A 24,807-nucleotide genomic window follows, 5' to 3' on the forward strand; every position below is an offset into this window, starting at 1 on the left:
AAACACGCCGACGATCAACGGCAACCGTTACTGGCCTTTGCCAAATAGAGTGGCGAAAAAACACCGCGGTAGAGATTCAATTCAGCACCTGATTGGTTTCTGTTTCTTATTGACTCGATTCACCATCGCTGGTTTGACTGCTGCTACAATGGTCTTGATTCAGCCAACCGATGCTGGTTTTTCACTTCCTTTCTGCTTCGTCCAACCTACTATGCGTTACACCTTTCGAAATTTGTTTCGTTTTCTGCTCGTCGTCGCTTTGGCGTTTACGGCACGCCATAAATCAAGCGCCTCTGAGATTCAACCCAATATCCTATGGATCACCAGCGAGGATAATGGTGTTTCTTGGGTCAGTTGCTACGGTGGCACAAATGCTCAAACACCGGCGATTGACCAGCTGGCAGATGAAGGCTTTCGTTACTTGCACTGTTTTGACAATGCTGCTGTGTGTGCTCCGACGCGATCATGTTGGATCACCGGTATGTACGGCATCTCCAATGGCACTCAGCCGATGCGAAGCCGGAATGATATTCCGCACGACAAAATCAAGTACTACCCCGATCTGCTCAAGGCAGCCGGTTACTACACTTCAAACGAAAGTAAGACGGACTACAACATTGGTGGTCGCGAAGACAAAGAATGTTGGGACTATCCAGGAGGCAAGAAAAAATTTGGTTGGCGGCTTAGAAAGCCGAACCAACCCTTCTTTTCGATCGTGAACATCGTCGATAGTCACGAAAGCCGCGCTCATGGTTCGCTGGACGAAGTGACCAAAGATCCCGCAACGATGAAACTGTTTTCGTATCATCCCGATTTGCCGATCATCCGAAAGAACTATGCAAAGTATGCAGAGGCAGTTGAGCGAATGGACGGCAAAGTCAAGGAGACTCTCGACGCCTTGAAAGCCGACGGTTTGTATGACGACACGATCATCATTTACAACTCGGATCATGGCGGCGTGATGGCGCGTAGTAAGCGATTTGTTTACGCCAGTGGCGTGCATTGTCCGCTAGTGATTCGAATTCCCGAAAAGTACAAAGAGCTTTATCCAGCAGCCGAACCTGGCATGACGGTTGACCGGATCGTCAGTTTTGTTGATATGCCCAAGACTTGGCTTAGCTTGGCGGGAGCGAACATTCCTGAGACGTTCCAAGGAACGATCTTTTTGGGCAGCGACGCGAAACTTGCGCCGCAGTATCACCTCAGTTTCCGCGAACGGGCTGACGAACGTCTTGATAATGTCCGCATGATTCGTGACGAGCGATATGCCTATCACAAGAACTACATGCCGTACGCTCCGGCCGGTCAGCATTTGGCGTATTTATGGAAGGCTCAAGCAACCGCCGCGTGGGAGCAGCATCATCGTGAAGGAAAAACGAACGAGATCACCGGCCGTTTTTTCCGGCCACGTGTTTCGGAGGAGTTTTACGACAACGAAGCCGATTTCGACAACGTCCACAATTTGATCGATGCACCTGAGCAGCAAAGCAAAATCGCAGATTTGAAAGCGGCGCTACGCGCGAAGCAACTGGAATTGCATGACAGTGGTTTGCTGCCGGAAAAAATGCGTGAACGGCGTGCTGCAGCGAACAATGTGACAATTTATGAAATGGTTCGCGACAAAGCTCTTTATCCGCTTGAAAGGTACTTGGACGCGTCTGATTTGGCTCTCGCCCGAGACAAATCGAATCTTGCTACCTTTACCAAACAGCTTTCCGATTCCGACGAGGGCATGCGATGGTGGGCGGTCGTGGGAATGCATCTACTCGGACCGGATGCATCATCAGCGAAAGCGGAGTTAAAGCAATCGCTTCAGGATGAATCACACGAGGTGCGTATGATTGCGGCCTGGACGCTAGTGAACTTGGGCGACGACACCGAAGCGTTAGCGTGTTTGAACAATCTGTTGTTTCAAGGTAGCACGAACGAAACAATGTTGCATAACGTGCTGGATTGGATGGGCGAACCCGCATTGCCTCTGATTAAGAAATACTTAGACCAAGGCGGCAACCGTCAGGGACGTTACGGCATCGGTATCCTAGGGCGTATCGGCGAAATCCAAGGTTGGTGACTCGAAACCGACTGGCCGATAATACTAGTCGGCGTAGCGACATTCACCCCCAAGTGCGTCAGAGCATCCGGGGTAAATGCTCTTCACCTTTCGATTCGTCGGAGGTTAAACGGCTTGTCGCGACTTTCTGAAGGTCAGGCAAGATCTACATGATTGACAGGTTCCTTGTCAGCCGAGACTCTCTGTCAGCCAAGACTCTTTTCGGCATTTGTTCTGCTAATCCTCGTCAAACTGCTCATTCATCCATCCGCTGATTGTTTCGTTGGCGGCCTTCATCAGGTTTACTTGTTTCGCATCGGGTTTTTCCGTTTCATCAAGCAGCCCGCGCCGCCGAGCCTTGTTGCGTTGGGAGACGCCGCAGAGATGAAAACCGATGCAACCGGGGGCTTGTACAGATCGGCGAGCGTTTCGTCATACGACACACCGTCGTTCGGTTCGAATCCGTTCTCGTCCGACTTCCTGCGTACGTTCAGAGTTTAGCCAACAAACTAGGCTTGCCGTTTCGATGGTAGCCATCAGCGAGATCTCGAGCGAACGCACCCTGAATGAAGGCCCTGTAAGTCGTGCCGTCTCGTCCGGCGCCGATGAAGAAGCGAATGCTTTGGAGACCTCGCTGCTTTGATGGCGTCATCCTGAGCGGGATCATACCACACCCACGCTGGCGAGCCTCCCTCAGGCTGAGAGACAGCCACGTTGATGCCTCTGTAAATCCGTGTGGCCATGGTTTCTGCGTAAGTCGGCGTAGTCGATCGGTTCTATTTCTCTGCTAACACTGCGAGGCCAAAGGGATTCATTGCGAGCAAGACACAACTGCACGCCTAGACGAACATCGTATTCGGTTTTGCTTCATCGCTTTCCCAACAATGACCAATTGTCGAGTATGGTTTGTTCGGGGAGCATGCAACGGTAGCTGAACGAGTTCAATCGTCCGATTTTAAGTCATAGCAAAACATCCGGTCCCAGTCGCGCAGATAGAGTTTTCCGTGAGCAATTACAGGGTGCGGCCAAGCCTGTTTGTCACTTCGCTGGGGCTGATCAAATTGGCCTAATAATCGATATGCTTCGGGGGTAGCCTCCACAAGTGCTATTGGTCCGCGCTCACTGCGTACATAGAGCATGCCGTCGGCCAATGAGACGGAACCTTTGCCGACACAGCGATGTTGCCAACGGATTTCGCCTGAGTCCCAATCGACACACAACAGCGTCGAGTCGTTTGCACCATAGAGGAACCCGTTGTAGAGAACAAAGCCGCCATGGTGATTCGTGAACCTTGAAACAAAAAACTGCTCTTCCACATTCCAAACTCGCCCTCGACGGGTAACGGTGGCTTTTCCTCCTCCGGTTCCGTAACCGCTGGCAGCAAAGACGGAACGGTCTGCAAACACGGGCGTTGGGCAATTCGCAGTATCATTCGCGGGCGCGTCGTAATGCCATAGTGGCGTTCCATCTTCGACGGAAAAAGCGACCAAACCGCCGCGTAAAAAGTGGATCGATTGTCGGACCGAGTCGACTTCTTCGACAATCGGTGAGGAGTACGCGGCGGTCGTATAGCTGTTGTCTGAATCGTCGCCGTTGCTCAATTCCGCAGCAGAACCGATCCATAGTGTGTTGCCATTTAGTTTGTTGACCGCTGCAACCGTGCTACGGTTTCCACCTGGCGTGAAAATCAAACGATTCGCATCGACCAGGGGCGATTCAGCATAGGACCAATGTCCACACCGTCCACCAAAATCTTGATGCAAATTTTTCCTCCACCGAGTTGAGCCGTTCTTGATATCGACGCAAACCAAAGTTCCGTCGCTACCGATGGCGTAAGCGAGGTTTTCATCAATTGTGGGTGTGCTGCGTGGACCGGGGTATCCACCGCCACCGGAGTTTTGGCCCATCGTGGCTTGCCAAAGTGGTTCTCCGTCTTCACGTTGTAGGCAGAACAGAACTTCTTGATTGCCCTTGGTTCCCAAAACAAAAATTTGATCCTCCACCACCGATGGACTCGAATAGCCCTCGCCTAATCCTTGGATGGTCCACAACAATTTTGGCCCCCCATCAGGCCACTGTTTCAACAGCCCCGTGCAAAGACTCATTCCATCACGGGCAACACCTCGCCATCCCGGCCACTCTTCGAGCTTTGAATCCGAATCTAGCCCACTTGCCGATTGCATGGATTCTGATTTCGGCGTCGTTGATTTGGGCGAGCTCACTGAATCCGCCATGCTCAACGATTTTAAGAACGCTTGGTCTTCCTTGCTCAAAGTCTTGATCGCCAAGGTCGCGATCTTCGAGTCATCTTCACGTTGTAGCTTGACCAACGTCGCGGTGCGTTCGATAAGTCGCAGTCTTACATCGGAGGAACGTCCCTGGGCGGTCGTCCAAATGCGAAAGTCAGACAGATATTGCTGACCGTTGGCGAAGGTTGCAAGAGAGACAAAAACGAAACAGCAAACAACTATTCGCCAACGGATCTCGATCTTTGCGTTTGGCATATCGCCGGGCCCATTCTAATTGGAGATAATATTGAACTTGCCAATATCATCTTCCAATGCCCCACCCAATGCAACGCTTCACGCGATCCGTCCGACGGAAATCGGGTTCCAGTTGGCTTGAACATTCAAGCTAATGTCAGCACCAAATCCACGTTGGCCTCCAAAACGGTTTCCACTCGGCGTTCCGTCTAATCCCCAAGCTGGCTTGGGCCTCATTGTTTGCCAATGCATCGGATGTTCCCGGCGGTAGATGCGTGCCATCAAGAACCCAATTAGGAGTCTGCGAGTGCCACACCAATGTATGTCCCGCTAAAGCCATGTCATTTCCGGTCGCAAACTCGACCAATGCATCGGCCGTCTCAAAGCTGTAGCCATTCTCGCGGGGAGAACGGATACGGGATGGATATGGCAAGACGCTCTCCATCGACCCGAATGACCTTCAACGGTTGTATCAACGGTGCGATCCAAGTAGCGGTGGGCCGTATCACCTACTGCCTTTCAAGTGAGGGTTATTCATGGGTGGCAATAGCAAAATCTCCGATGAAAGTCGTTGAGAAGTGCTCAGATAATCGTCGCTGTGGTCTTTCCGAAAACTGATTTTCGCCAAGTTTCTCTGGTTCAATTCGATATTGTTGGCATTTTAATACATTTTTTCGCGTTTTTGGCGCCCGCTTGGGATAAGTTACCAGCCTGCTTACATGATGACACTCGTTTCTTAACTCGCACTCGGTTGCATTGGAGTATTGAGATGCCACAAGGTGAAGCTGTCGCGCTAGGTTTGAATCAGACTGGATTGATCGTATTCATAATTCTGGTCCTACTCTGCCTTCCTCTGTGTTGGATTCCGTTCGTCGTCGATTCGATGAAGGGGAATCCAAAGGGTATGTGATGAAGGCTCGGGCCAACGCAATGCTTCGCTGGCTTGCTTACATCTCTCTAGCCGGTTATCTCGGATGGAATGTTTGGGAGATTGCGATTGGGGGCCAGATTCCTCGATCGATATTTTTCGCGGCCACGGGGATGCCGTGTGCGACCACTGGTGGCACACGTAGTATGTTGGCGTTGCTGCATGGCGATTTGGGTCTCGCGTTACGCTTCAATCCGTTCGCGCTTCCGATTACCGCTTTGACCGCGACTACAACCGTGCATGTTGTCGTGTGTCGTCAAAGACCGCCCCACCAATTTCGGTTGCCGAATTTTTACCTGCCTGTTTGGCTGACCTTGCTAGGGATTGCTTGGGCCTACCAGTTGATGTTTTATCCTTGGTAAGTGTTTCCAGCCTTAATCGGATTGTTTGTCGCAATTGGCGAACGAGGGGAGCATCGGATTGGCGTAATCGATGGGCGGCGCCCCGACACCGTTCACTCCGTCCGCGGAACTTGCAGCGGAGTTCGGGCTTCTTGTCACGCTGGTTTGAAACACTCGCACGATCGCTCACAAGTCGATGGCCGAGAGCTGCCCCGAGTAACCGAGCGAGCACTTCGCGTTAAACTCTGAACGCTTCGGTTGAATGCGCGGCCGTGTTAGTTCCGCCGCTAGATTGAGGCATCGTTCCCCGACACAGCGAAAGGCATATGGCGAAAAAGTGCGAACTGATCACTTGGTCAAGATCAGCTTGCCTTGGCGGGTCAAACGCAGTCGGTAGAGCTGGCCTTCGTGCTCGATCCAAACCTCCTCTCCACATCGAGCCAAGTCATTGAAATGGACGATTTTCGATTCAATTCGACGTATGGCGGACTCTTCCGAGTTGCCTTTTTTTTTCAGTTTTTCGACGGAACGGTTGTCTCGGTGATGCATAAATCCTTGCTCAGTAATACCTTACGTCTTCCTGTGTTTTTACGCAGGTATTGTTGCGTAAAATACGTCCCGACGCAATACTTGTTGAGAACGATTCGCAGTAGCGATAGTATTTCGACGACGCAGCAAGCCACGGGCTGTTCATTGCCCTCTAGCCAGCCACGCTCGATCCACACCCAAGAAACAGAGTTACCACGGTGGTGACTCAACGATGCTCTTGGGCGTGATCCATTCCACATGAGCCTTTGGCTGGAGAGTTCCCATGTTTCCATTGTCTGTCTGTCTGTCCGATCCTTCCTCTTGTCACCGCGTGCCTAACGGGTGGCGTTTCACTGCGAACCGCAGCACGTTACCCGATCCGTGGAACAAACCCGAGCGGTCAAACAAAGCTTGTCGGCGTGCGTTTACGCTCGTCGAACTGCTGGTGGTCATTGCGATCATCGGCGTTCTGGTCGGGCTTCTTTTACCGGCAGTCCAATCGGCACGCGAAGCTGCGCGTTCGATGCAGTGCGGCAACAACCTGAAGCAAATCGGGTTGGCGATACATAACTATGCGTCGGCATATAACGAGTCATTTCCCAACAATGGATACTCATGGCCCGGTGGATACCCCAGTGACTATTCACCCCACGCAAAAATCTTGCCGTTCCTTGAACAGGCTCAACTGCAAGACCTGATTGACTTCGATATCTACATGGGGCATCCCGCATTTGCTGATTTGCCTGTGGGACTTCACGACGCTGCCCAAACCCGGGTCGCGACTTTTGAATGCCCCAGTGACGTTGGTGCGGAATTGCATTCACTAACGATGCCATCGGGTGCATCGATTCAGGTTGCTGGCACGAGCTACGCTATGAACCAAGGCAGTGGTTTGGACGGAGTATTTCATCCGGGTCGAGGACCATCAGATGGGTTGTGCTGGATCGGCGCGACAGTCAAGTTCCGGGACATACTCGATGGTACCAGCAATACGATCATATTTGCTGAAAGCACGATTGGTCTTGGCGTCAACGTTAACTCGGTGTCACCGAAGATGGATGTGCGTGGCTATCGAGCCTCTGCGTCATCGGTGGGCGCACCCGTGATTTCTGCGGTCTCAGCCAATGACTATTTGTCTGTCGAATCATTTGTGACAGGTTGGACGGGCGATCGTAATCACTTTTGGCTTCGCGGTAGTGTGCCCAACGGCCCAGTGATGAACGGTTTTTTAACGCCCAACAGTCATATCCCTGACTTGAAATACAAGTCGTCCAAGGTGACCGCTGCACGAAGCTATCACACCGGTGCGGCGAAGGTTCTATTGGCCGACGGCAGCGTACGAAATGTGACGGATTCGATCGACCGTGAAGTTTGGCATGCAAGCTGGACGCGCATGGGACGTGAAGTTGAAACCGTATCGTCGAAGTAGGCCTCATCCCCAAACTTAGTAGTCATGACCAACGAGCGATCAGCCGATTTATCAACAAATTCAAGGGTCAAGCCCAAGCGGCGGGCGTCTTGGACGCGCACGATCATCGCGTGGCACTGGATCAGTTCCGCGATCAGTCTTGTTGGCATGCTACTGTTCGCAATCACGGGAATCACACTCAACCATGCGTCGCAAATTGAGTCGAAACCTGTGACCGAAACGTTCACTACGGAGCTGCCGCAAGAGCTACAAACGCTTATCAGTACTCAGAAACACGAGGGCACAGCGGCGTTGCATGATGACGTGACGTCTTGGCTCCGCGTTCAGTTTTCAAGATCAATTGGCGCGAGAAATGTCGAATGGTCCGAGCACGAGGTGTATGTTTCGATTCCTGGTCCAGGCAGTGATGCTTGGCTTGCAATTGATCTTGAAAGCGGGAACGTCGAGTATGAACAAACTCGTCGTGGATGGGTTTCGTACCTCAACGACTTACATAAGGGCCGCAACACGGGCGAGACCTGGAAATGGTTTCTTGATTTGTTTGCAGTAGCAACATTGGTCTTCTGCCTGACTGGTCTCCTGTTATTGGCCAAGCATGCTAAACGCCGCCACATGACTTGGCCATTGGTGGCCCTCGGATTGGTCGCCCCGTTGCTAGTGGTCATCCTGCTAATTCACTAACCACAACAATTTTGAGATTGGAAAAAGCCAGCTATGAAACCACTAACGACCGCGATGCTTTGCCTCACGCTATCCAGCGTCGGATGGGCCGAGGATATACCCTCCACCCTTGAGACAACCATCGAGATACGACACTTAGACGTCTCGGAATATCACCGGCCGTATGTTGCGGTTTGGATTCAGGACGAGGACCGAAATGCCGTCGCGAGCTTGGCCGTTTGGTATCAGATAACGGGATCGCGCAAGGACGCCGGAACCAAGTGGCTTCCCGATCTTCGCCAGTGGTGGCGTCGGACAGGACGAAGTCTCGAAATGCCGGTGGACGGTGTTTCAGGGGCAACACGCCCGGCCGGCACACACAAGTTGTCGTTCGCAATCACGGATTCACGCTTGGTCGATCTGCCCGCCGGAAAGTACAGCTTGGTGGTAGAGGCGGCTCGGGAAGTGGGCGGACGGGAACTTGTCGAAATTCCATTCACCTGGCCCCTCGGTCAAAGTAAATCGCTGAAAGCCAAAGGCAAGAATGAGCTTGGCGAAGTTACGCTCAACGCAAAATGATTTACACAATGCAGGCAACCAGTGGCATAAGCTTCCTGCCTGCAATTCCGTGCCACACAGGCTGGAAGTTTACGCTATTTAACTATCACACTCTTTCTCGAAGACACTCATGATTCGCTTCTCTCTATCAATACTACTACTCGTTTGCCTCGTTCCTAAAACAGGTTCTGCGCACAAGGTTTGGCTACGTCCCTCACAAACCACACTCTCGGGTTCCGAACCGTGGGTGACCGTCGACGCCGCTGTCTCAAACGATTTATTTTTCTTCAACCACTTTCCCTTAAAACTAGATGGATTGCAAATCATTGCTCCTAATGGAAACGAAGTCGAAACGCAAAATCAGTCGGTCGGAAAATACCGAAGTGTTTTCGATTTGCCTCTCACTCAGCAAGGAACCTACCGTATCGCCGTGGTCAATCATGGTGTCTTCGCTAGTTGGGAACAGAGCGGTGAACGAAAACGTTTTCGCGGTACGTCGGAGTCGTTGCAGCACGAGATTCCGTCGGATGCAACGCATGTGCAAGTGACCGAAAGCGTGGGGCGTGTCGAGACTTTTGTAACCAACGGCGAACCGTCCAATGAATCAATTCAGCCAACCGGTAAGGGCGTTGAGCTTTTTCCGCTAACGCATCCGAATGACCTGTACACGGGCGAGAAAAGCGGCTTTCGTTTCGTAGTCAATGGCAAGCCGATGCAAGGCTTAGAGATCACGATCATTCGAGGCGGAACTCGCTACCGCGATACACAAGAGGAGATGCAGTTTACAACGGATGAAAACGGAGAGTTCACGGTCCAGTGGACCGAGCCAGGGATGTACTGGCTTGAAACCAGGACCGAGGACAACGAGACGAAGATCCCCGATGCACAGACTCGTCGACTGAGCTACGCTGCGACGCTGGAAGTACTGCCCCAGTGATCACGTTGCAGTGGCCCCTTTGTGCGTTGTGCCGAACACGAAGCAATCTTCGATTCGACCTTTTCATCGAACGCTGCTGTCATGCGAGCAAAGGCTACCGTTTCCGTGCCTTGCTGAATTGAATTGTGCGAATACCAAATCGGGGGATTTGCAGGCGAAGCAATTGTTGATTAGCAGAATCGAATTCAGGTTCCAACTGCTCAATGACACGGCCGTCGAGTTCGACGAGTTCAATTTTTTCAGCGTGAAAACCGATCTTCAAATCTTGCGGCGAGTCATCGCCACTGGCGTTAAACAATCGCACAATTAGCGTTCCTTCACGTACGAACATCGCTGGCACTTCCCAGCCCGAGTCGCCTGGATCGATCAAGCTGCGAACGCGCTTCGCAGCACCGCGTGACATTTCACCGATCACCGGTTGCTGCCAACTCGCAGCAACCGCTGGCACGCGTGCCTTGTCCCAATGGCCTGCGTGGGGCATCAAAGCATAACGCACTTCCGTGGGGCCTTCGACTCGGTAGTCGCGTCCCCACAATCCTTTGCCCGCATATTGAATCGTCAACCCAAGCGGGAAATTCGGTCCGTGCGTGTAGCTGGTGGTGTGATCGCTTAGCATTGCCAAACCGTAGTCGCCTGAACCGTCGGCAACATCGACCCAATCGAGAATGACGTTGTGCTTGATGTCTTCCCATGAATTGTAGAATGTGTCGGTGAGTTTGCTTTCACAGACATCGAACGCTGCGTTTTTAGCGACTTTCTGATTATTGAGATTGACTGGAAAGAGCGTGAGCAATTTGAACCGGTCGTCGTAAGCGGCGCGACGGCGATTCTTGTAGCCGTTTTTGTCTTCGAACTCCCCGATGCGTGGATTTCCTAGCCAATCAATTCGAACCGAGCAATCAATCGTAGGCGAACCTTGGGTTACCGATACACGTTGCACAAAAGGGTTGTCCGCGATGGTCCCTGAAAATTCGACCACTGCTCGTAGCGGGCCATCTTCAATAATCCGAACCTGTGCTGGCTGGTCCGCACTCGATTGAAACTCACCTTGTTCAAAAAAGTAACCGCTTAGTTCGTTGAAGCGATGCTTGTTCTTGGTATCAACAAACTCGCGATCTGCAAGCGTTTTTGCAACCAGGCTACGGATGGTTCCGCCGTGAGCAAGATCAAACTCGATGCGGTACAAATCACTCTCGATGACAACCGCATCATCGCTGGCTCGGGTGGTAACGGCGTTCTCGGTGGCCTTGACGTCATCTCGTAGTTCAACCGTTGTGTACCCCATCGGCGGCACTTTGCCACGGATAAGCAGCGCATTTTGACTTGGCGAACCCGACGCGATGACCTGTGTTGAAAATCGTCGTCCATCGTCAGCGAGCGAGACAAAGCGTGACCGTTTGTCGTTTTTTTGGATTGGCACAGGCACGACAGCATCGATCGATTCCGCGGTTGGATTAAATAGCCGAACAAAACGTCCGCTGCGTTTTCCGTCGGTATCAAGTAGTGATTCAAGAGAGCGGCTGATCGATAAATTGCTGACAGCGTTCGAGAGATTCGTCCAACGTCGAACCTGATCCGCCCAAGTATTTCCCAACCGTCCGTTGTAAGGCACGATCCAGCAATCATGATGCTGGGATAGCAGGACGTTGTGCCAAGCTTCGTCAATGGCAGCCGTCATCGGCGGACGACGCTGGTCGATAAAGTTCATCGCCGCCATTTTCTCAGCTACGATAAGACGTTGTTCTGCGCGGCGACTTTGTTGTGCGATGCGCTGCAATACCTGCGCACCCCACATCAATCCCGGCTTCACATCCTCTTGCGAAAAGTGCCAATCATCGTCCGTTTTCGCCTGAGTGATATTGCGGATGTAGTCACGCCATTTCACATAGTGCGAAGTCACCTCGCCTTTGCGTCCTGAGCCAAGCCAAGGGCCGTTGCGCCAACCAGCATCCTGCAAACACATTCCGACCGGGTTTGCGATTCCAGCTTTCAAGCAAGCATCGATATACTTTGGTGAGTTTTCAAATGCAGTCGTTTGCCACGACGAATCCGATTGAAGTTCCTCACAAGCGTAACGGGGCACGGTCAGGATCGAAGTGCCGTCGGGCCCGATCCAGTTCACTAGCTCGCCGCCGTAGGCAGACGTGTAGCCACCCCAGCAGGTGTCTGGGTTTTTGAGTACGGCGAAATCAAAGCCAAACGATTTCAGTAGGGGTGGCAAGCAACTGGTAAAGCAAGGCTCTTCGGATGAGTAGGTCGTGTAACGGACGCCCGGAAAATGATCACGCATTTTGCGGATGCCGTAATCAAATTGTCGAATCGCACTCTCGCCAGAGCTTTGGAAAAAGTAACTCTGGGCATAAGAAGGATTTACCACCTCGATTTGACCAGCCTCCGATTGATCCTCCATCATTTTCTTAAAAGCTTCATAAGCCTTCGGCTCATACACTTTCGCAACGTCCCACGTTTCAGGTTCAATCTCAAGATTGATCTTCCAGTTCGGATTCGCCTTTAGCTGATCGACAAGAAAGCCAGTGTAGCCGGGTGGATAGTGTCCATAGACACCACCATGATAGCCATCCACAAAGTAGGCCGTCTTCGGCTCGTCGGCCGCGGACCAAGCAGAGGCACACGCAAGCATGATCAACACATTCAGCGTGTGTTTAGGAAACGTTGACAGCATGTTTATTGGGGAAGGCATGTGGCGAGGTTTTGTTCATCTCAGATGTGAGATCGATGGAAGCGTCGTCCTTATTCATCGCGAGCGTGTTTGCTTTAGAAGCCAAGGGTAAAACTCAGGGTCCTCGTAGGTCTGCGTCCATGAATCATGTCCAGCATCGGGATGAATGGTCAGCTTTGCATTTTTCGTTCCCATTCGCTCCAGTGCGTCAATCATGCGTTCGGTTTCCTCCATTGGCACTACCGGATCTTTTCCGCCATGAAATGCCCAAACGGGAAGCTTCATTAGAATCACCTTCTTTGCCTCGTCTGCAAGCAGAATTGAAAGTCGCTCGCCGCCACCACAAATCGGAACAATCGCGGCAAACCGTTCGGGGTTGGCAATCCCTAGGCTCCAAGTACCGTAACCGCCCATGCTTAGACCGGTCAGGTAGATCCGGTTGGTGTCAATGTTATGCTCTGTGATCGCTTGATCCAGCAGCCCGTTTAGCTCCGAGACGTCCCATGTTTTTCCCTCGGGACATTGAGGTGAAACCAAAACAAACGGAAAGTCCCGATCGGTTTCCGCCTGCTTGGGCGGGCCATGCACTTTCACGCGCGACAGGTCATTACCACGTTCTCCTGCTCCGTGCAGAAAAAGAATCATCGGCCAACCTTCCGCTCGCTCGGGATCGTAGTCCTTTGGCAGGAACAACAGGTATTTCAAGTCCTGTTTCACTTCGATCGTGCGGGTAAAACGTCCATTCGTTTGGACTTCTTTCTTCGGCTCATCAGCAGCGGAATTGGAACACATAGCGATGGATGCAATGCATAGGATTAGGGAACGGCGCAGCGAAGTGGATAACATAGGTTTGAATATCCTGAATTGGAAGGTTTGGGAAGGGAAAATTCATCGCGGTCACCGTCGCGTTCGCCAAAGATTCATTGAGGCGCGGATAGCTTCCGGATTTCAGCTCGCGATGAGCATTCACGCGTCTTGAGCATTCACGCGAATGTTGCTCTCAATCGGAGGCCGATGTAGGTGGGATATCGCCTGCGCCCCATGCTTTGTTTGGATTCTTGCCCATTTGAAATTCAAGGGTGCCGCCGGCGGCGATTTCATCGTGCATGATCCAGGGACGGTTCAGCGGTTGACCGTTGAGTTTGGCCGATTGAATGTAGATGTTTTCGGGGGAATTGTCGTGAGCGATGACATGGAATGTGCCGCCCTTGTAGTAGCTTGGATCCAACCGAATGCTAACCTTGTCAAACACCGGACTCGTAAGTTGGTACATATTATCACCAGGACAAACCGGGTGTAGACCCATGGCAGTGAAGACATACCAAGCCGACATCTGACCAACGTCTTCGTTGCCACAAAGGCCGCGAACGCCGGTGCCGTAAGCTCGGTCGCAAATCGTGCGAGTCCATTTTTGGGTCAGCCACGGTTTGCCGATGTAGTTGAATAGGAATGCGACATGGTGACATGGTTCGTTGGGATGGTTGTAGAAATCATTCCAAAGGAAGTCGTCGGGCACCTTGTCAAAAAACGCTTCCAATTCTTGTTCAAAGAACTCTGGCCCCATCAACTCGATCATGCCTGCGACGTCATGAGGGACGAACCAACCTTGCTGATAAGGGTTGCTTTCGATCGTGCCTTGCCAATGGACTTCTTTGCCCTTCCATTCGGTCCAATCGCCGTTGGCTTTCTTGGCACGGAACCATTTGACCTTGGGATCCCAAATATTGTGATAGGCCTGAGCACGCTGATTGTATTTTTTTGCATCTGCGGTCTTGCCCAATGTTTCCGCCATCCGACCGACGCACCAATCGGTGTAGGCGTATTCGAGAGTGTGTGAAATCATGTCGGGTGTAAAACCGCGATCCTCTTCAAAGTTGGAAAATTTCTCGACCGAGTTAACGCACTGTTTATATGCTTCATCAATGTCGTAGTTGCGAATTCCTTTGTGGTACGCATCGGCAATCACCGAGACAGCGGGGTTGCCGAGCATGCAACCGGAATAGGAATTGAGCAGTTCCCAGCGTGGCAGGTATTCGCGTTTACTGAGGATCCCCATTTGCAGCAGTGAGTTGATTTCATCATTGACAACGTCGGGACGAATGATCGTCAGTAGCGGGAACTGGCTGCGGAAGACATCCCAACCACTAAAGATCGAACGATAGATAAAACCATCCGCTTGGTGCTTTTCGTTGTCCGCTCCGATATAAAAACCATCGATGTCGGATATGCTGCGGGGGTCAATGAAACAGTGATACAAAGCGGTTGCGAAGATTTCTTTCTCTTTGTCGCTGCCACCTTCAATGGCAACTCCCGCCAAGGCATCGGCCCAGAGCGAGCGGGCGTCGTGGTAGACTTTGTCAAAGTCCCAGCCGGGAATATCATGAGTGAGGTTCTCTTTGGCTCCGTCGATACTGACGTAGGAAACACCGGTCTTGAGTAAGACGGGCTCGTCTTTTTCGGTGACGAAATCGATAAAAAACCCAGTGTTGGAGCCGTCGTAGCTGCGTTTAGATTCAAAGACGGTGTCTTTGTCGAAAACGCCAAACTGTTCTATCGGTTTGCTCAACTGGGCGTAAAAGTATTCGGTGTAAGTCACGTTTCCGTCACCGTGCCCCCAGCCGCCATCTTCTCTCGGGCAATACATGTAACCCTGAATCGTATGGTCATCGACAACTTCGACGTGTTGTTTGCCGTGGCTGAGCCAACGTTCTTTTTGGCCGATTCGGCGTGCCAGGTCGATTTGGATCCGGCTATTTCCCGATTCGGGAAAGGTCATGCGAATCATGCCGGATCTCGGCGCAGCGGTCAGTTCGACCTGAATGTTGTAGCGATCGAGCATCACGCTATAGTACCCGGCTTTCGCCGTTTCGCGGTCGTGCGAGTAGGCTGACTTAGCAAGATCACGGTTCAATTGGCGAGGGCCCGTGGTCGGCATGACCTGGAAATTTCCAAGCTCACCGTACCATCCAATTCCACTCATGTGCGTAAAGCTGAAGCCTTCGATGGTTTCATGGTGAGACGAGTACCCAGGGCCATTGTCACCGCCGGTGATCGTATCAGGACTGAGCTGAACCATTCCGAGTGGAGTCGTCGGACCAGGAAAAGTTTTCCCCAAGCCGTGTCCACCATAACCACCAAGCGTGATCGCACCGATCATGGGGTTGATGTAATCGACCGTTTCTTTGCTTGGAGCTTCAGCGGATTCGTTTGCCACACCAACGAGGCTTGGCATTTTGAACAACAACGCGAGTATTACCAAGAGGGTCCTACTAGATAGGTTTGACTTTTTCATTGGTTGGTTTTGAGCGATCAGAACGTCACTGCGGTGGGGGGACGGTATGGCAGAGGGGTAGGCAAGCGTAGCAGTCGCTCGTTTGATTTCGAAGATCAGACTATAACAGCAAAATCGAACGCTCGCGAGCGAAGGAAAAATTCGTCCGCTTTATAACACGCTTTGAATCGACTCCTTCGTCGATGCGTGCAGGGGGTTTGCGTTTCGGTTGCGCATGATTGCTTCTCAGGATGCAACGCAGGTATAACATGTCTTGTCATGATGTTGGTACTTGATTTTAGGATTCGTGGCGATTGTCCCAGATAAGAAAATGTTGACAAACAACAAGTTTGATATTCGCAGACTTCAGCGCCCATGGCTTGTTGCAGCGAACTTGATTTTTGTGGCTGGGATTGTTCTGGCAGCGACAAGTGCTGCACAGTCTGCTTTGGAAGACAAGCAAACGAAACAGGAATTTGCTTTCGACGGTAAAATTTCTCGCGAAGTGCTTGAGAACTATCTTGATCGCAGCGTAACGATGGCCTACTTCCTCGTAACCGGTAAAACGGAAGGCAATCGGGAGTATGACTACCGCGAGGACGACTTACGGATGATAAATAATATCCAGCCCAAATTCATTGGCCGCGCAATCTATCGGTGGAACGGCGAATCGCGACTAAACGATTCTGATTTTTGGAGCGAAGCCGAGGAACTGATTGCACGCGTCCATGCACATGATGATGAAGTCATCTTTCAAGGTTGCCTATTTGAGACGATCAGCCCTGATGTCAATCATGTTTCCATACCGGGTTGGGTTTTCGAAGAGTTCGGGTTACGTCCGGAAGAGAGAACCTTCTTGTACGAAGACATGCTGAGTCAAAAGGGAAAATTCGTGAACCATTGGGGACGCAGTAGCGTGCCCGACATTACGCGACTTGAAACCCAACTTTGGTTCTTCTATTTGGCGGGCGGATACATCCATCTCGGCTGCGAAGCGCTTCATCTTGGCCAAGTGCAGTTAATGGGAATGCACGATCCGGACTTAACGGAATGGTCGACATTGGTTTCTCGAATTCGCAAGTACGCAAAAATTCATGCGAGACGGCACATGGTATTGTTGGACGCACATGTTCCAACGGGTGGCATGGTGGTCAATGGTGTAAGCCTATTGGACTTCAACTCCTTTCCACTTCGGGTCAAAGAGATCGAAGGAAGACCTTTGGAAGGGGAGCTGCAGGTTGGCCATCTTGACGGGATTTATCGACGCAGCAAAGGCTGTCGATCGCCCAGCGGGTGGAGTTGTGAGAGCCTTCCTTACCTTGTCGAATTTGATAATTTTGGTCGCAGCAGGACGCCCAATGTGTTGGATTTGAATTCGGTTTTTGTTTGGGGATGGGATGAAATATCCTGGTTTGCGCAACAAGGTGAAGATGACCGCAACAAGTGGCTTATCGATGCACGCAATTGGATTCGCGAGACGGATCCGAATGGCCATTTGCAGATGCCTGTCAGCAGGATGATTACCTGTCCCAATCAGTCGGGTGGAAATTATCGGGCGAATACACGCAGTGCAGAATGTCCAGTCGGTTACTCACAGGAAGAAACGATCAAGACATTGTTTCTGAGTCAATAGATTGTGAATGCCACTTCGTTTTTTTGATACACTTCAACACGTCATGTACCAAGAGGAGTCAAATGCCGCGGACAATATCGCGATCCCAATTCAATCGCTGGCACAGCACGCGTTTGCATGTTGTTGCTGTTATCTTGGCCGTGCTTACCACTGTTGATTGTCACGCCGCCGAATCATTGAGTGCTGGCGACTACGTTTCGTTCGAAGTTGAAAAGACGAGCTGGCACGAGGAGTTTGATCGCTATGACGATTTGATGAGCAAAGTTTCTCTCGCTATCACACCTTCGCCCCGACCAACAAATCAACAATACGGCGATCCCGCCGATCATTGATGACCAAAATACTTGAAAATCAAAACTCGGTCTGGTTTGCACATCGTGCCGATCGATCCCGCCTTTTCTTGCCAGGGAGGCAAGACCTACCATGAGTTTACTCGTAATTGATCGAAAGCAAAGTTGTATTGCCACGTTGGCTTTGTTGTTTGCGGTGCACAGCGTGTCGGATGCCCAGGACACAACTCGGTGGTCGTGGCAGGAGCCGCAGGCAAAGGCGATGCCGACGGGCGATTTGGAGTGGGCGCCAAAGCCGTTCGAACTCAAAACAGGCAAATCGATCCGCTACATTGACTTCGAGTCTGGCAACGATGAGAACGACGGTCTCTCGAAACAGACGCCGTGGAAGCATCACCCTTGGGACCCCGATTCCAGCAGCAAGGCGATGGCCTGTAACGGGGTGCGAACCTACATCTTCAAGCAGGGTGTGGACTACCGCGGCGAGATGAACGCGGACGAATCGGGCACTTCGGACGATCCTGTAATCTTGACTCGGGATCCGTCCTGGGGCGAGGGGCCCGCCGTCATTTGCGGTTCGGAGGACGTGAGGGGGTGGAAGAAAAACGCCGACAACGAACTGATACCAGAGTCTGAAAACGTTTGGTACGTAGACCTCGATTGGGCACCACGCAACGTATGGATGGTCGGCAAAGACGACGCTGTAACCCGCATCGCTCTGGCCCGCACACCGAACTGGACTATCACTGATCGGGACGACATCAAGAGTCAATGGTGGACGTGGAAGAACCCCGACAAACCCTTCGACAACTACGCGACCATCAACGGCCAAAAACGGCATTTGGCCTTCGACAAGGACGACATTAACAAAAACAACCCACAAGATTATTACGAGGGGGCAATTGTCTGGACCACCAAAGGATGGGTCATGGGGAGCCCCTTTCCGGCCAGGGTTTTGGCGGTCGACCGTGAAAAGGGATCGCTCGCGTTCCCTGGACAATGGGGTGGCGGACCTTCCTATAAAGTCATTCGCGGCTGCCGCTTCTACCTAGAAGACAAACCGCAGTATCTCGATAGTCCCGGCGAGTTCTGGTTCGACAAGAAGGCTGGCGGCGGCCGGCTGTACCTTCGCCTTCCCGGTGATCAGGACCCTAACCAAACCCGCGTCGAAGTGGCTCGGCGCATCCGCATGATAGATAGCCCAGGCATGAGCCACGTGCATATTAGGGGGCTTACTTTCCGCTTCACCAATACTTATTGGAACTTGACTGCCGCGCCCTACTGGGTCTCGCACGAAAGCATCGATGCGGAACCCGGTTGCATACGTCTGCTGGGCAGTGGCACCGATATCCAGGTGACTCATTGCACGTTCGAGCACATCCACAAGGGAGTTCGTCTGAAGGCCGTGGGCCGACAGGATGCCATCGACCAAGTCGTCGTGGACGATAACGTGTTTTTTAATGCGGACTCCGGCGGTGTGGAGCTTGCCGACAGTTCGACTTATGGCGACATCGAGTCGCCCATGGGCCGGCTCTACGATGTCCGCGTCAGGCGGAACAAGTTCGACCACATCGGCATCCGTCCGGACCTCTTCGGCCAGGGTGCGGCGTTGGTAGTAAACTACGCGCAGACGGTCGAGGTGGCGGGGAATATTTTCTATCGTGTTTGTGCACAAGGAATCGATGTCCATGGCGCCAAGGCGAACCGTGCAGCCACCGACCGCCCCTTCACCAGAATTCTTATCCACCACAACAAAGCCGTCGATACGCTGCTGAACGTGGACGACTTCGGCGGCATTGAGACCTGGCAGGGCGGACCAGCCTACGTCTACAACAATATTTCTGGCAACCCCGGTGGGTATCGCAATTGGGATCACGTGCTGAGCCCCGATACGGAAGACCGCTTTGGCCACGCTTATTACCTAGACGGAGCCTTCAAGAACTACTACTTCAATAACATCGCTTGGGGAAAATCGAAAGGACCGTCAGGCAAATTGGCTAACACGGCGGCTTTTCAGGAGATCATCAGTTACGAGAACACGTTTTTCAACAACACACTCTACAACTTCGTACGTGGCTCGCGCCGACAGGCACCCCAGGCTGGCCGTGTGAAGTTTCTGGGCAACATCTGGCAAGGTATGGGACTACGTGTCTTTCGTGATGCTGATCCGGCGAAAACGGTTGACTCCGGAAACGAGGCCGACGCAGGACCCCGCCGCAGCCAGTATGCCATTAATACCGATGCTTACGCGCGCAACATCTTTTATGACTCCGGTGAAACATTTGGCGTTTTCGAGCCTTCCGGGCGGTGGCATGGAACGCTCCAATCGATGCGGGAAGCCTTGGAGAGCTACCAACCGTTGGCCGCAAGTGTGGGGGTCATGGCTGAGCAATCGCCACTGCGTGACCCAGACGCTCACGACTTTCGGCCGTCCGTCAATTCGGCTGCCCGCGGCCACGGCGCGAAGGTCTTCGTACCATGGAGCCTCTACGAGACGGTAGCCGAATGGAATTTCTGCCCCATCCAGGGCGACCCGACGCGAATTATGGACGAACACTGGTGCATGGCCCCGTACTACACGAGCCGAGACGATTACTACACGTTTCCCATGTATCCGCTCAAGGGCGTCAATATTGCTATGAAGGATTACCAAAACGGCCCGCTGGAAAATTGGACGACGGGTGCCCTGCGGTTTAACGGACGCGACCAGTACGCAGTCACGACCAACCAAGATATCCACCGGACCGTGAATCACGATGTCAGTTACGATTCGCCAAAATGGGCGACCGCAACGGTTCCCTCAGCCATGCAACCTGGTAAAAGCTACAAGGTTGAGCTTAAGCTCAATGACGTCAAGGACGGGCTGAAACTTTCTGCGGACTTGAACTGGATGAAGAAGAGTGACGCATTCGGTGGCGGCAACGCGTGGGGCGGCCCGAGCAAGGAGATCGAAGGTCCCGGCCCCTATACGTTCACGTTCGAGCCGCAAGAAAAGCCCGATCTGGGCAGCTTTGTCCTGACCGTCTACCTCTCTACCACGGGCGAGTGGAAGGACAAGACGCTGCTGGCCACGGCGGGCATTTCCCTCGGCGATTCCAAGGGCAAGAGCGCCACTGTGACGTTGGGAGGCGACAAAATCAACGAGAACCGTACCGTCCAGGGCGCCGACCTAAAGAACCCAGAAATCCACACGTCGAACTTCCTAATCGAGGCTTACTTTAAGACTGTGCCAGGCGAACGGGACGCGACGCTGATCCAGAAAATGGACAAAGCGGGATTCGCACTGCATGTCAACGAGGTCGGTGGCGTGACCTTGGCCGCGCAAGCAGACGCCAACAATGCGTCCCTGGCCAGCCGCAGCCTCGTCAGCAACAGTGTTGTCAACGACGGCCAGTGGCACCACGTCATCGCTGAGGCCGATCGAAACACGGCGACGTTCACGATCTACATCGACGGCAAGCTGGACGCGGTCGGGCCAGGGTTCGGCGCAGACGCCTCCCTGGCCAACAACGCGGATCTTTACGTGGGCGGAACACCGAAGGGTCAATACATAGACGGCATGATTGAATTCATGCGTATCGCACGTGGTACACTGGCCGACGCACAGACGACAATTGATGAACTTTACGCTTGGGAGTTTGATGGGCCGTTTCTTTATGATTTCATCGGCAGCCAGCGTCCAGCCAATGGCGGAGCAGCCGGCGCCATGGACTAGGCCGCTCCCGACATTCGGCATGCACCAGTACGCAAACCATAAATGAAAACGGAACAAAAAAACCGGGTGCCATAAGACTGGGTGCTAGGCACTGTGCGGTGGCTAGGAGATCATACAATTGCTGCTCCATCTCACAGTTGACTTGGCTCGGTGTGCTGAAGGAATTCGGGTGTTTGCAAATTGAGCAAGACTTTGTCGCACGAGACTCGCCCACATCAGCAGTCGGCTCGATTGCATGTATGCATTGCGCAGTCATTCCTAAAGCTCGCGCGAGCACTTGCGAGCAAGCTTCGAAATCGACGACCGACAAGATACCGGATCTGATCGCTAGCTGACAAAACAGGCGGATGCGGCTTGCTGACCGCGGTGCCAATGTCGACCGGTTCGCTCTGCTTCGGCTCGCATTGAATCGGGTCGACCCGCACAAGTCGACTTACCAAAGTAACGCTGCCAATGCCAAACCAACTCTCGCCACATCGACGCATCGATCCCCACTTCCGTAAGTGTGTTTGCAAGCGACGCGGGAATTTTAAGGACCATTCCATCAACGCTTTGACGCGCCGTCCATCTTAGTAGTTGTAAATAATCCCGAATCGAAAGACTCAAAAAACCACGATCACTTGCCCGCAGCCCTGCCGTGTGAACCTCGGCATCTGCGGACAATTTCTCAGGATGAAGCGTTAGCGGCGCCAACCAACTGTCGCGCCGAATACGACGTCCCGTCGGACTCCGCTTCTTCGCTTTGCGTTTCTTGCGTAGCTTATCCACTGGCGTTTCTCGCATCTCTTTGCCAGCTTGCTCGGTTGGGATCGGCACCAGATCGAACGCAGCCGATGAAAGCTCCTTGCCACGCTCGCCTTCGATTCGGTCGTAGGCTGACGTATGAGGCGAAGTATCAGGCGTTTCAGCCATCGCGGCACGCACGGGATTCAGGTCCACGTACATCGAACATGCCAATAGGCCTGCTTCATCGATGATTCGTTGAGCCTTGAAACGCCCCTCCCAAAACCTTCCCGTGCATTCATCGTGTTGGTTGGCCATTCTCGCGATCGGTTCCGCCAAAGCTCGCATAAACCAAGAGATATCCGAGAGCCGTCGGCGTATCTCCGCCAATCGCTTCGTGTCTTGAACCAAGCGGTTCACATCATTTTCGGTCGGCTCGGCCAAATGTTCTTCGATTCTGCGTCCAGGGAAGACTTTCAGCCAGCGGATTGCGACCTCTTGATCACTCCAAACAGCCACAACATCGGGCCGATTACGCAAAATCTGGTGCATATGATTGCTCATCACCGCATAGGAGAGCACATCGACAGCAAAAACGGAGGCCAGAGCTTCCAGGCGCCGGCGAATCCATTCTTTGCGGTACGAAAAATCGCAGGCGGAAACCGGATCGATCCCCGCTAAGAACGCACGGCGGACACAGCGTTGAACAACATGGACGATACAAACTTCACCAGCATTAAACTGTTCAGCACGTGCAGGGCGGGGCATTGGCGAGTCTCCAAACGTAAGAGGAAGCCATGAATTTAACAAAACTTCTCACCCTGTCCATATGGTGGGTGGCACCATACAGAATATGCGAACTCTTTGGGATCCATCGCAATCTTTAGATCGCCTTGCAGTAAGTGTGCGTTGCCGACCCTCGAAGTCTCATTGCTCAGTCACTCTTCGCGCGGAAGTTGGATCGACCGAACGCTCGAAGTCTGTCTTGAAACTTGCGTAGGTGTCTGCTCGGGTTAGACACCGACGCGCCGAACGATTGCAATAACCAGTTGCTTAGCGGACCCATCGCGTCCAACGCAGAAATCGAAATAGCCTTCCAAGGAGCCTCACCCGCTCTATTCGAGTTCGTGCATCCTGTTCTACGCTGAACTTCCGCGAATCGACGTCTGTGCTAGAAAAACCGCACCCGACGCAGAATCCGCTTCCAGCTGGCAACGTCTGTCTACATCGGGGGCATTTGGTGGTCATGGCGTTCTTAGATTGATTGTGGCAGTTTGGACGATGAAACGTGTAGGTACAGGTAACGGGCTCATTTTCCGAAACGTCCGGGCGCAATTAGTTGCGATATCTGCGACAGGCCGCAAGACAGACACAACGGTGATCTCGACGCTGCCCGACCAGTATAACGCACCATAAAAAAAGCGACCGATTTCATCGACCGCAGCGTCTTTGCAAGTCCGCTAAGATCCGAATCGTCCGGGGGATCATCTGATGCAAAAAGGCAACGAATCAGCTTCAAAGATTTGCAACGACGCACGCGAAGATAACTATTTCCGAAAAAAATCAACAACGTTTCGTCTTTTCGCGTCCCGAGTTGGAAGGTCTATAGGTAGTGGGACACATTATTCGCACTTATAAAAGCTCTTCATGCCAGACAACCTCGAAGACGAAATCCGCGAAAACGCCGCTGGACCGGCCAAGGCTTCCGGCGACGCTGGCAGTGTTGAACAACACAAGTTGACCGAGCAGATCGCTGCCGATAAACACCTCGCCGGCAAGGATGCCGTGAAGCAGCCGCATCGCGGTCTTCGCTTTAACAAGATCACGCCACCGTCGGCCGGCTGATCGTTCTTCTAGACAATTTGCACTGGGCTGTCGGGGACGGCACAAGGATACCAACACGGATGTTGAAACGTTTGTCAGGGATAATCGAGCAAGCATGGCGCGGCGGAGCTTCCCGCTCCGCCACGCCGGGACGCTCGCCCCGGCAGCCCTTTTTCTCTCGTTTGCGGGCCAAGTACGACGCTGCCAATACGACGCTCGACAACATGAAGCATTGGTCGCGTGCCGACGGTTTGTCCGCCGCGTCCGCGAATTGTCCATATGGTGGGTGGCACCATACAGAATATGCATCGGCAATCCTCTGCCTTTTCCACAGAGCCTTGCTCGTTTCGCATTTCGTTCAACGTAACGGCACAGGTCAAGGGAGTGATCGTCATCCTGAACAGGAAAGCTCTTGAATCGCCCTTGGTACACATAGCCTTCTCCCTCAGTGTGATAGTGGGCGTGGTAGCGCATCGTGTGCGTTAGCGTGCTCCATCGCAGGAAATGGCTCATCCCTCCGTTCTCGCTTGGCTGCAGCACCAGGTGCAAATGATTTGGCATCAACTGGTAGGCAAGGATTTGGCAGGGATTGAGAGCTGCAGTCCTTCGGACAAAATGTTTTCGAACGCTTCGTAGTCGGCTTCTTTGTGAGAGATTGTCGAACGCCCATTTCCCCAATTCAGGGCTTGGTAGAGCGCATCTTTCTCGTCCGCACGTTTGGGCCTAGGCATATCAACAACCTAATATTCTCCTCGCG

19 protein-coding genes and 1 pseudogene are annotated in these 24,807 nt (G+C 52.6%); 10 read left to right on the forward strand and 10 right to left on the reverse strand.

The window, feature by feature from the left end; translation table 11 throughout:
- Positions 1-49 precede the first annotated feature (49 nt).
- Positions 50-2,071 (forward strand): sulfatase-like hydrolase/transferase, encoded by a 2,022-nt coding sequence (locus CA13_RS00795; RefSeq protein WP_419193777.1) that lies wholly within the window; start codon positions 50-52, stop codon positions 2,069-2,071.
- A 920-nt stretch (positions 2,072-2,991) separates the two neighbouring features.
- On the opposite strand, the gene CA13_RS00800 is transcribed toward CA13_RS00795, so the two are convergent.
- Complete coding sequence (locus CA13_RS00800) at positions 2,992-4,554, reverse strand: PQQ-binding-like beta-propeller repeat protein (protein ID WP_146393904.1); 1,563 nt, start codon at positions 4,552-4,554, stop codon at positions 2,992-2,994.
- A gap of 136 nt (positions 4,555-4,690) precedes the next feature.
- Positions 4,691-4,966 (reverse strand): endo-1,4-beta-xylanase, encoded by a 276-nt coding sequence (locus tag CA13_RS00805; RefSeq protein ID WP_419193778.1) that lies wholly within the window; start codon positions 4,964-4,966, stop codon positions 4,691-4,693.
- Between the two features lie 422 nt (positions 4,967-5,388).
- Between CA13_RS00805 and CA13_RS00810 the strand changes: the two genes are divergently transcribed.
- A complete protein-coding gene (locus CA13_RS00810; RefSeq protein WP_146393908.1) occupies positions 5,389-5,823 on the forward strand; it encodes a DUF2752 domain-containing protein in 435 nt (144 codons plus the stop codon).
- A 327-nt stretch (positions 5,824-6,150) separates the two neighbouring features.
- Here CA13_RS00810 and hemP read toward each other — a convergent pair whose 3' ends face one another.
- Positions 6,151-6,351, reverse strand: a complete 201-nt coding sequence (hemP, locus tag CA13_RS00815; RefSeq protein ID WP_146393910.1) for a hemin uptake protein HemP — start codon at positions 6,349-6,351, stop codon at positions 6,151-6,153.
- A 262-nt stretch (positions 6,352-6,613) separates the two neighbouring features.
- Here hemP and CA13_RS00820 point away from each other — a divergent pair, with 262 nt between their 5' ends.
- The 4 genes from CA13_RS00820 (at position 6,614) to CA13_RS00835 (ending at position 9,914) form a co-directional block, all read left to right on the forward strand.
- Complete coding sequence (locus CA13_RS00820) at positions 6,614-7,759, forward strand: DUF1559 domain-containing protein (RefSeq protein ID WP_146393912.1); 1,146 nt, start codon at positions 6,614-6,616, stop codon at positions 7,757-7,759.
- A 24-nt stretch (positions 7,760-7,783) separates the two neighbouring features.
- Complete coding sequence (locus tag CA13_RS00825; RefSeq protein ID WP_146393914.1) at positions 7,784-8,440, forward strand: PepSY-associated TM helix domain-containing protein; 657 nt, start codon at positions 7,784-7,786, stop codon at positions 8,438-8,440.
- Between the two features lie 33 nt (positions 8,441-8,473).
- Positions 8,474-8,998 carry a DUF2271 domain-containing protein gene (locus CA13_RS00830; RefSeq protein ID WP_419193779.1) on the forward strand — a complete coding sequence of 175 codons (525 nt, stop codon included), beginning with the start codon at positions 8,474-8,476 and terminating at the stop codon, positions 8,996-8,998.
- 109 nt (positions 8,999-9,107) lie between these two features.
- The gene (locus tag CA13_RS00835) at positions 9,108-9,914 is read left to right on the forward strand and encodes a DUF4198 domain-containing protein (protein WP_146393916.1); all 807 of its coding nucleotides are present in this window, start codon (positions 9,108-9,110) and stop codon (positions 9,912-9,914) included.
- Positions 9,915-10,008: 94 nt separating this feature from the next.
- On the opposite strand, the gene CA13_RS00840 is transcribed toward CA13_RS00835, so the two are convergent.
- The 3 genes from CA13_RS00840 to CA13_RS00850 form a co-directional block, all read right to left on the reverse strand.
- Complete coding sequence (locus tag CA13_RS00840; RefSeq protein ID WP_146393918.1) at positions 10,009-12,615, reverse strand: glycoside hydrolase family 38 C-terminal domain-containing protein; 2,607 nt, start codon at positions 12,613-12,615, stop codon at positions 10,009-10,011.
- 54 nt (positions 12,616-12,669) lie between these two features.
- Positions 12,670-13,386 (reverse strand): carboxylesterase family protein, encoded by a 717-nt coding sequence (locus tag CA13_RS00845; RefSeq protein ID WP_146403272.1) that lies wholly within the window; start codon positions 13,384-13,386, stop codon positions 12,670-12,672.
- 208 nt (positions 13,387-13,594) lie between these two features.
- Positions 13,595-15,826, reverse strand: coding sequence for a GH92 family glycosyl hydrolase (locus tag CA13_RS00850; protein ID WP_146403274.1), 2,232 nt, complete (start codon positions 15,824-15,826; stop codon positions 13,595-13,597).
- A gap of 370 nt (positions 15,827-16,196) precedes the next feature.
- On the opposite strand from CA13_RS00850, the gene CA13_RS00855 reads away from it, so the two are divergent.
- The 3 genes from CA13_RS00855 (at position 16,197) to CA13_RS00865 (ending at position 21,503) form a co-directional block, all read left to right on the forward strand.
- A complete protein-coding gene (locus tag CA13_RS00855) occupies positions 16,197-17,498 on the forward strand; it encodes a hypothetical protein (protein WP_419193780.1) in 1,302 nt (433 codons plus the stop codon).
- Between the two features lie 62 nt (positions 17,499-17,560).
- Positions 17,561-17,830: a hypothetical protein gene (locus CA13_RS00860; protein WP_146393919.1), complete on the forward strand. Its 270-nt coding sequence runs from the start codon at positions 17,561-17,563 to the stop codon at positions 17,828-17,830.
- A 91-nt stretch (positions 17,831-17,921) separates the two neighbouring features.
- Positions 17,922-21,503, forward strand: a complete 3,582-nt coding sequence (locus tag CA13_RS00865; RefSeq protein ID WP_146393921.1) for a LamG-like jellyroll fold domain-containing protein — start codon at positions 17,922-17,924, stop codon at positions 21,501-21,503.
- Between the two features lie 327 nt (positions 21,504-21,830).
- On the opposite strand, the gene CA13_RS00870 is transcribed toward CA13_RS00865, so the two are convergent.
- Positions 21,831-22,994 carry a hypothetical protein gene (locus tag CA13_RS00870; protein ID WP_146393924.1) on the reverse strand — a complete coding sequence of 388 codons (1,164 nt, stop codon included), beginning with the start codon at positions 22,992-22,994 and terminating at the stop codon, positions 21,831-21,833.
- 879 nt (positions 22,995-23,873) lie between these two features.
- On the opposite strand from CA13_RS00870, the gene CA13_RS00880 reads away from it, so the two are divergent.
- Positions 23,874-24,071, forward strand: a complete 198-nt coding sequence (locus tag CA13_RS00880; protein WP_146393928.1) for a hypothetical protein — start codon at positions 23,874-23,876, stop codon at positions 24,069-24,071.
- A gap of 74 nt (positions 24,072-24,145) precedes the next feature.
- Here CA13_RS00880 and CA13_RS34465 read toward each other — a convergent pair whose 3' ends face one another.
- The 3 genes and pseudogenes from CA13_RS34465 to CA13_RS34475 form a co-directional block, all read right to left on the reverse strand.
- Complete coding sequence (locus CA13_RS34465) at positions 24,146-24,445, reverse strand: hypothetical protein (protein ID WP_419193781.1); 300 nt, start codon at positions 24,443-24,445, stop codon at positions 24,146-24,148.
- A gap of 16 nt (positions 24,446-24,461) precedes the next feature.
- Positions 24,462-24,614: pseudogene (locus tag CA13_RS34470) on the reverse strand (transposase); the annotation flags it as partial.
- Positions 24,611-24,781, reverse strand: coding sequence for a hypothetical protein (locus CA13_RS34475; protein WP_419193782.1), 171 nt, complete (start codon positions 24,779-24,781; stop codon positions 24,611-24,613). The gene CA13_RS34475 and the pseudogene CA13_RS34470, both read right to left, overlap by 4 nt.
- Positions 24,782-24,807 lie beyond the last annotated feature (26 nt).

The organism is Novipirellula herctigrandis, assembly GCA_007859835.1.
Lineage (GTDB): Bacteria > Planctomycetota > Planctomycetia > Pirellulales > Pirellulaceae > Novipirellula_A > Novipirellula_A herctigrandis.

What these genes read in the sequence shown, in the direction of transcription:
- CA13_RS00800 (WP_146393904.1), bottom strand. Translation starts at nt 4,554, where the DNA reads ATGCCAAACGCAAAGATCGAGATCCGTTGGCGAATAGTTGTTTGCTGT.
- hemP (WP_146393910.1), bottom strand. Translation starts at nt 6,351, where the DNA reads ATGCATCACCGAGACAACCGTTCCGTCGAAAAACTGAAAAAAAAAGGC.
- CA13_RS00820 (WP_146393912.1), top strand. Translation starts at nt 6,614, where the DNA reads ATGTTTCCATTGTCTGTCTGTCTGTCCGATCCTTCCTCTTGTCACCGC.
- CA13_RS00825 (WP_146393914.1), top strand. Translation starts at nt 7,784, where the DNA reads ATGACCAACGAGCGATCAGCCGATTTATCAACAAATTCAAGGGTCAAG.
- CA13_RS00830 (WP_419193779.1), top strand. Translation starts at nt 8,474, where the DNA reads ATGAAACCACTAACGACCGCGATGCTTTGCCTCACGCTATCCAGCGTC.
- CA13_RS00835 (WP_146393916.1), top strand. Translation starts at nt 9,108, where the DNA reads ATGATTCGCTTCTCTCTATCAATACTACTACTCGTTTGCCTCGTTCCT.
- CA13_RS00840 (WP_146393918.1), bottom strand. Translation starts at nt 12,615, where the DNA reads ATGCCTTCCCCAATAAACATGCTGTCAACGTTTCCTAAACACACGCTG.
- CA13_RS00845 (WP_146403272.1), bottom strand. Translation starts at nt 13,386, where the DNA reads ATGTGTTCCAATTCCGCTGCTGATGAGCCGAAGAAAGAAGTCCAAACG.
- CA13_RS00850 (WP_146403274.1), bottom strand. Translation starts at nt 15,826, where the DNA reads ATGCCAAGCCTCGTTGGTGTGGCAAACGAATCCGCTGAAGCTCCAAGC.
- CA13_RS00855 (WP_419193780.1), top strand. Translation starts at nt 16,197, where the DNA reads ATGTTGACAAACAACAAGTTTGATATTCGCAGACTTCAGCGCCCATGG.
- CA13_RS00860 (WP_146393919.1), top strand. Translation starts at nt 17,561, where the DNA reads ATGCCGCGGACAATATCGCGATCCCAATTCAATCGCTGGCACAGCACG.
- CA13_RS00865 (WP_146393921.1), top strand. Translation starts at nt 17,922, where the DNA reads ATGAGTTTACTCGTAATTGATCGAAAGCAAAGTTGTATTGCCACGTTG.
- CA13_RS00870 (WP_146393924.1), bottom strand. Translation starts at nt 22,994, where the DNA reads ATGCCCCGCCCTGCACGTGCTGAACAGTTTAATGCTGGTGAAGTTTGT.
- CA13_RS00880 (WP_146393928.1), top strand. Translation starts at nt 23,874, where the DNA reads ATGCCAGACAACCTCGAAGACGAAATCCGCGAAAACGCCGCTGGACCG.
- CA13_RS34465 (WP_419193781.1), bottom strand. Translation starts at nt 24,445, where the DNA reads ATGACGATCACTCCCTTGACCTGTGCCGTTACGTTGAACGAAATGCGA.
- CA13_RS34475 (WP_419193782.1), bottom strand. Translation starts at nt 24,781, where the DNA reads ATGCCTAGGCCCAAACGTGCGGACGAGAAAGATGCGCTCTACCAAGCC.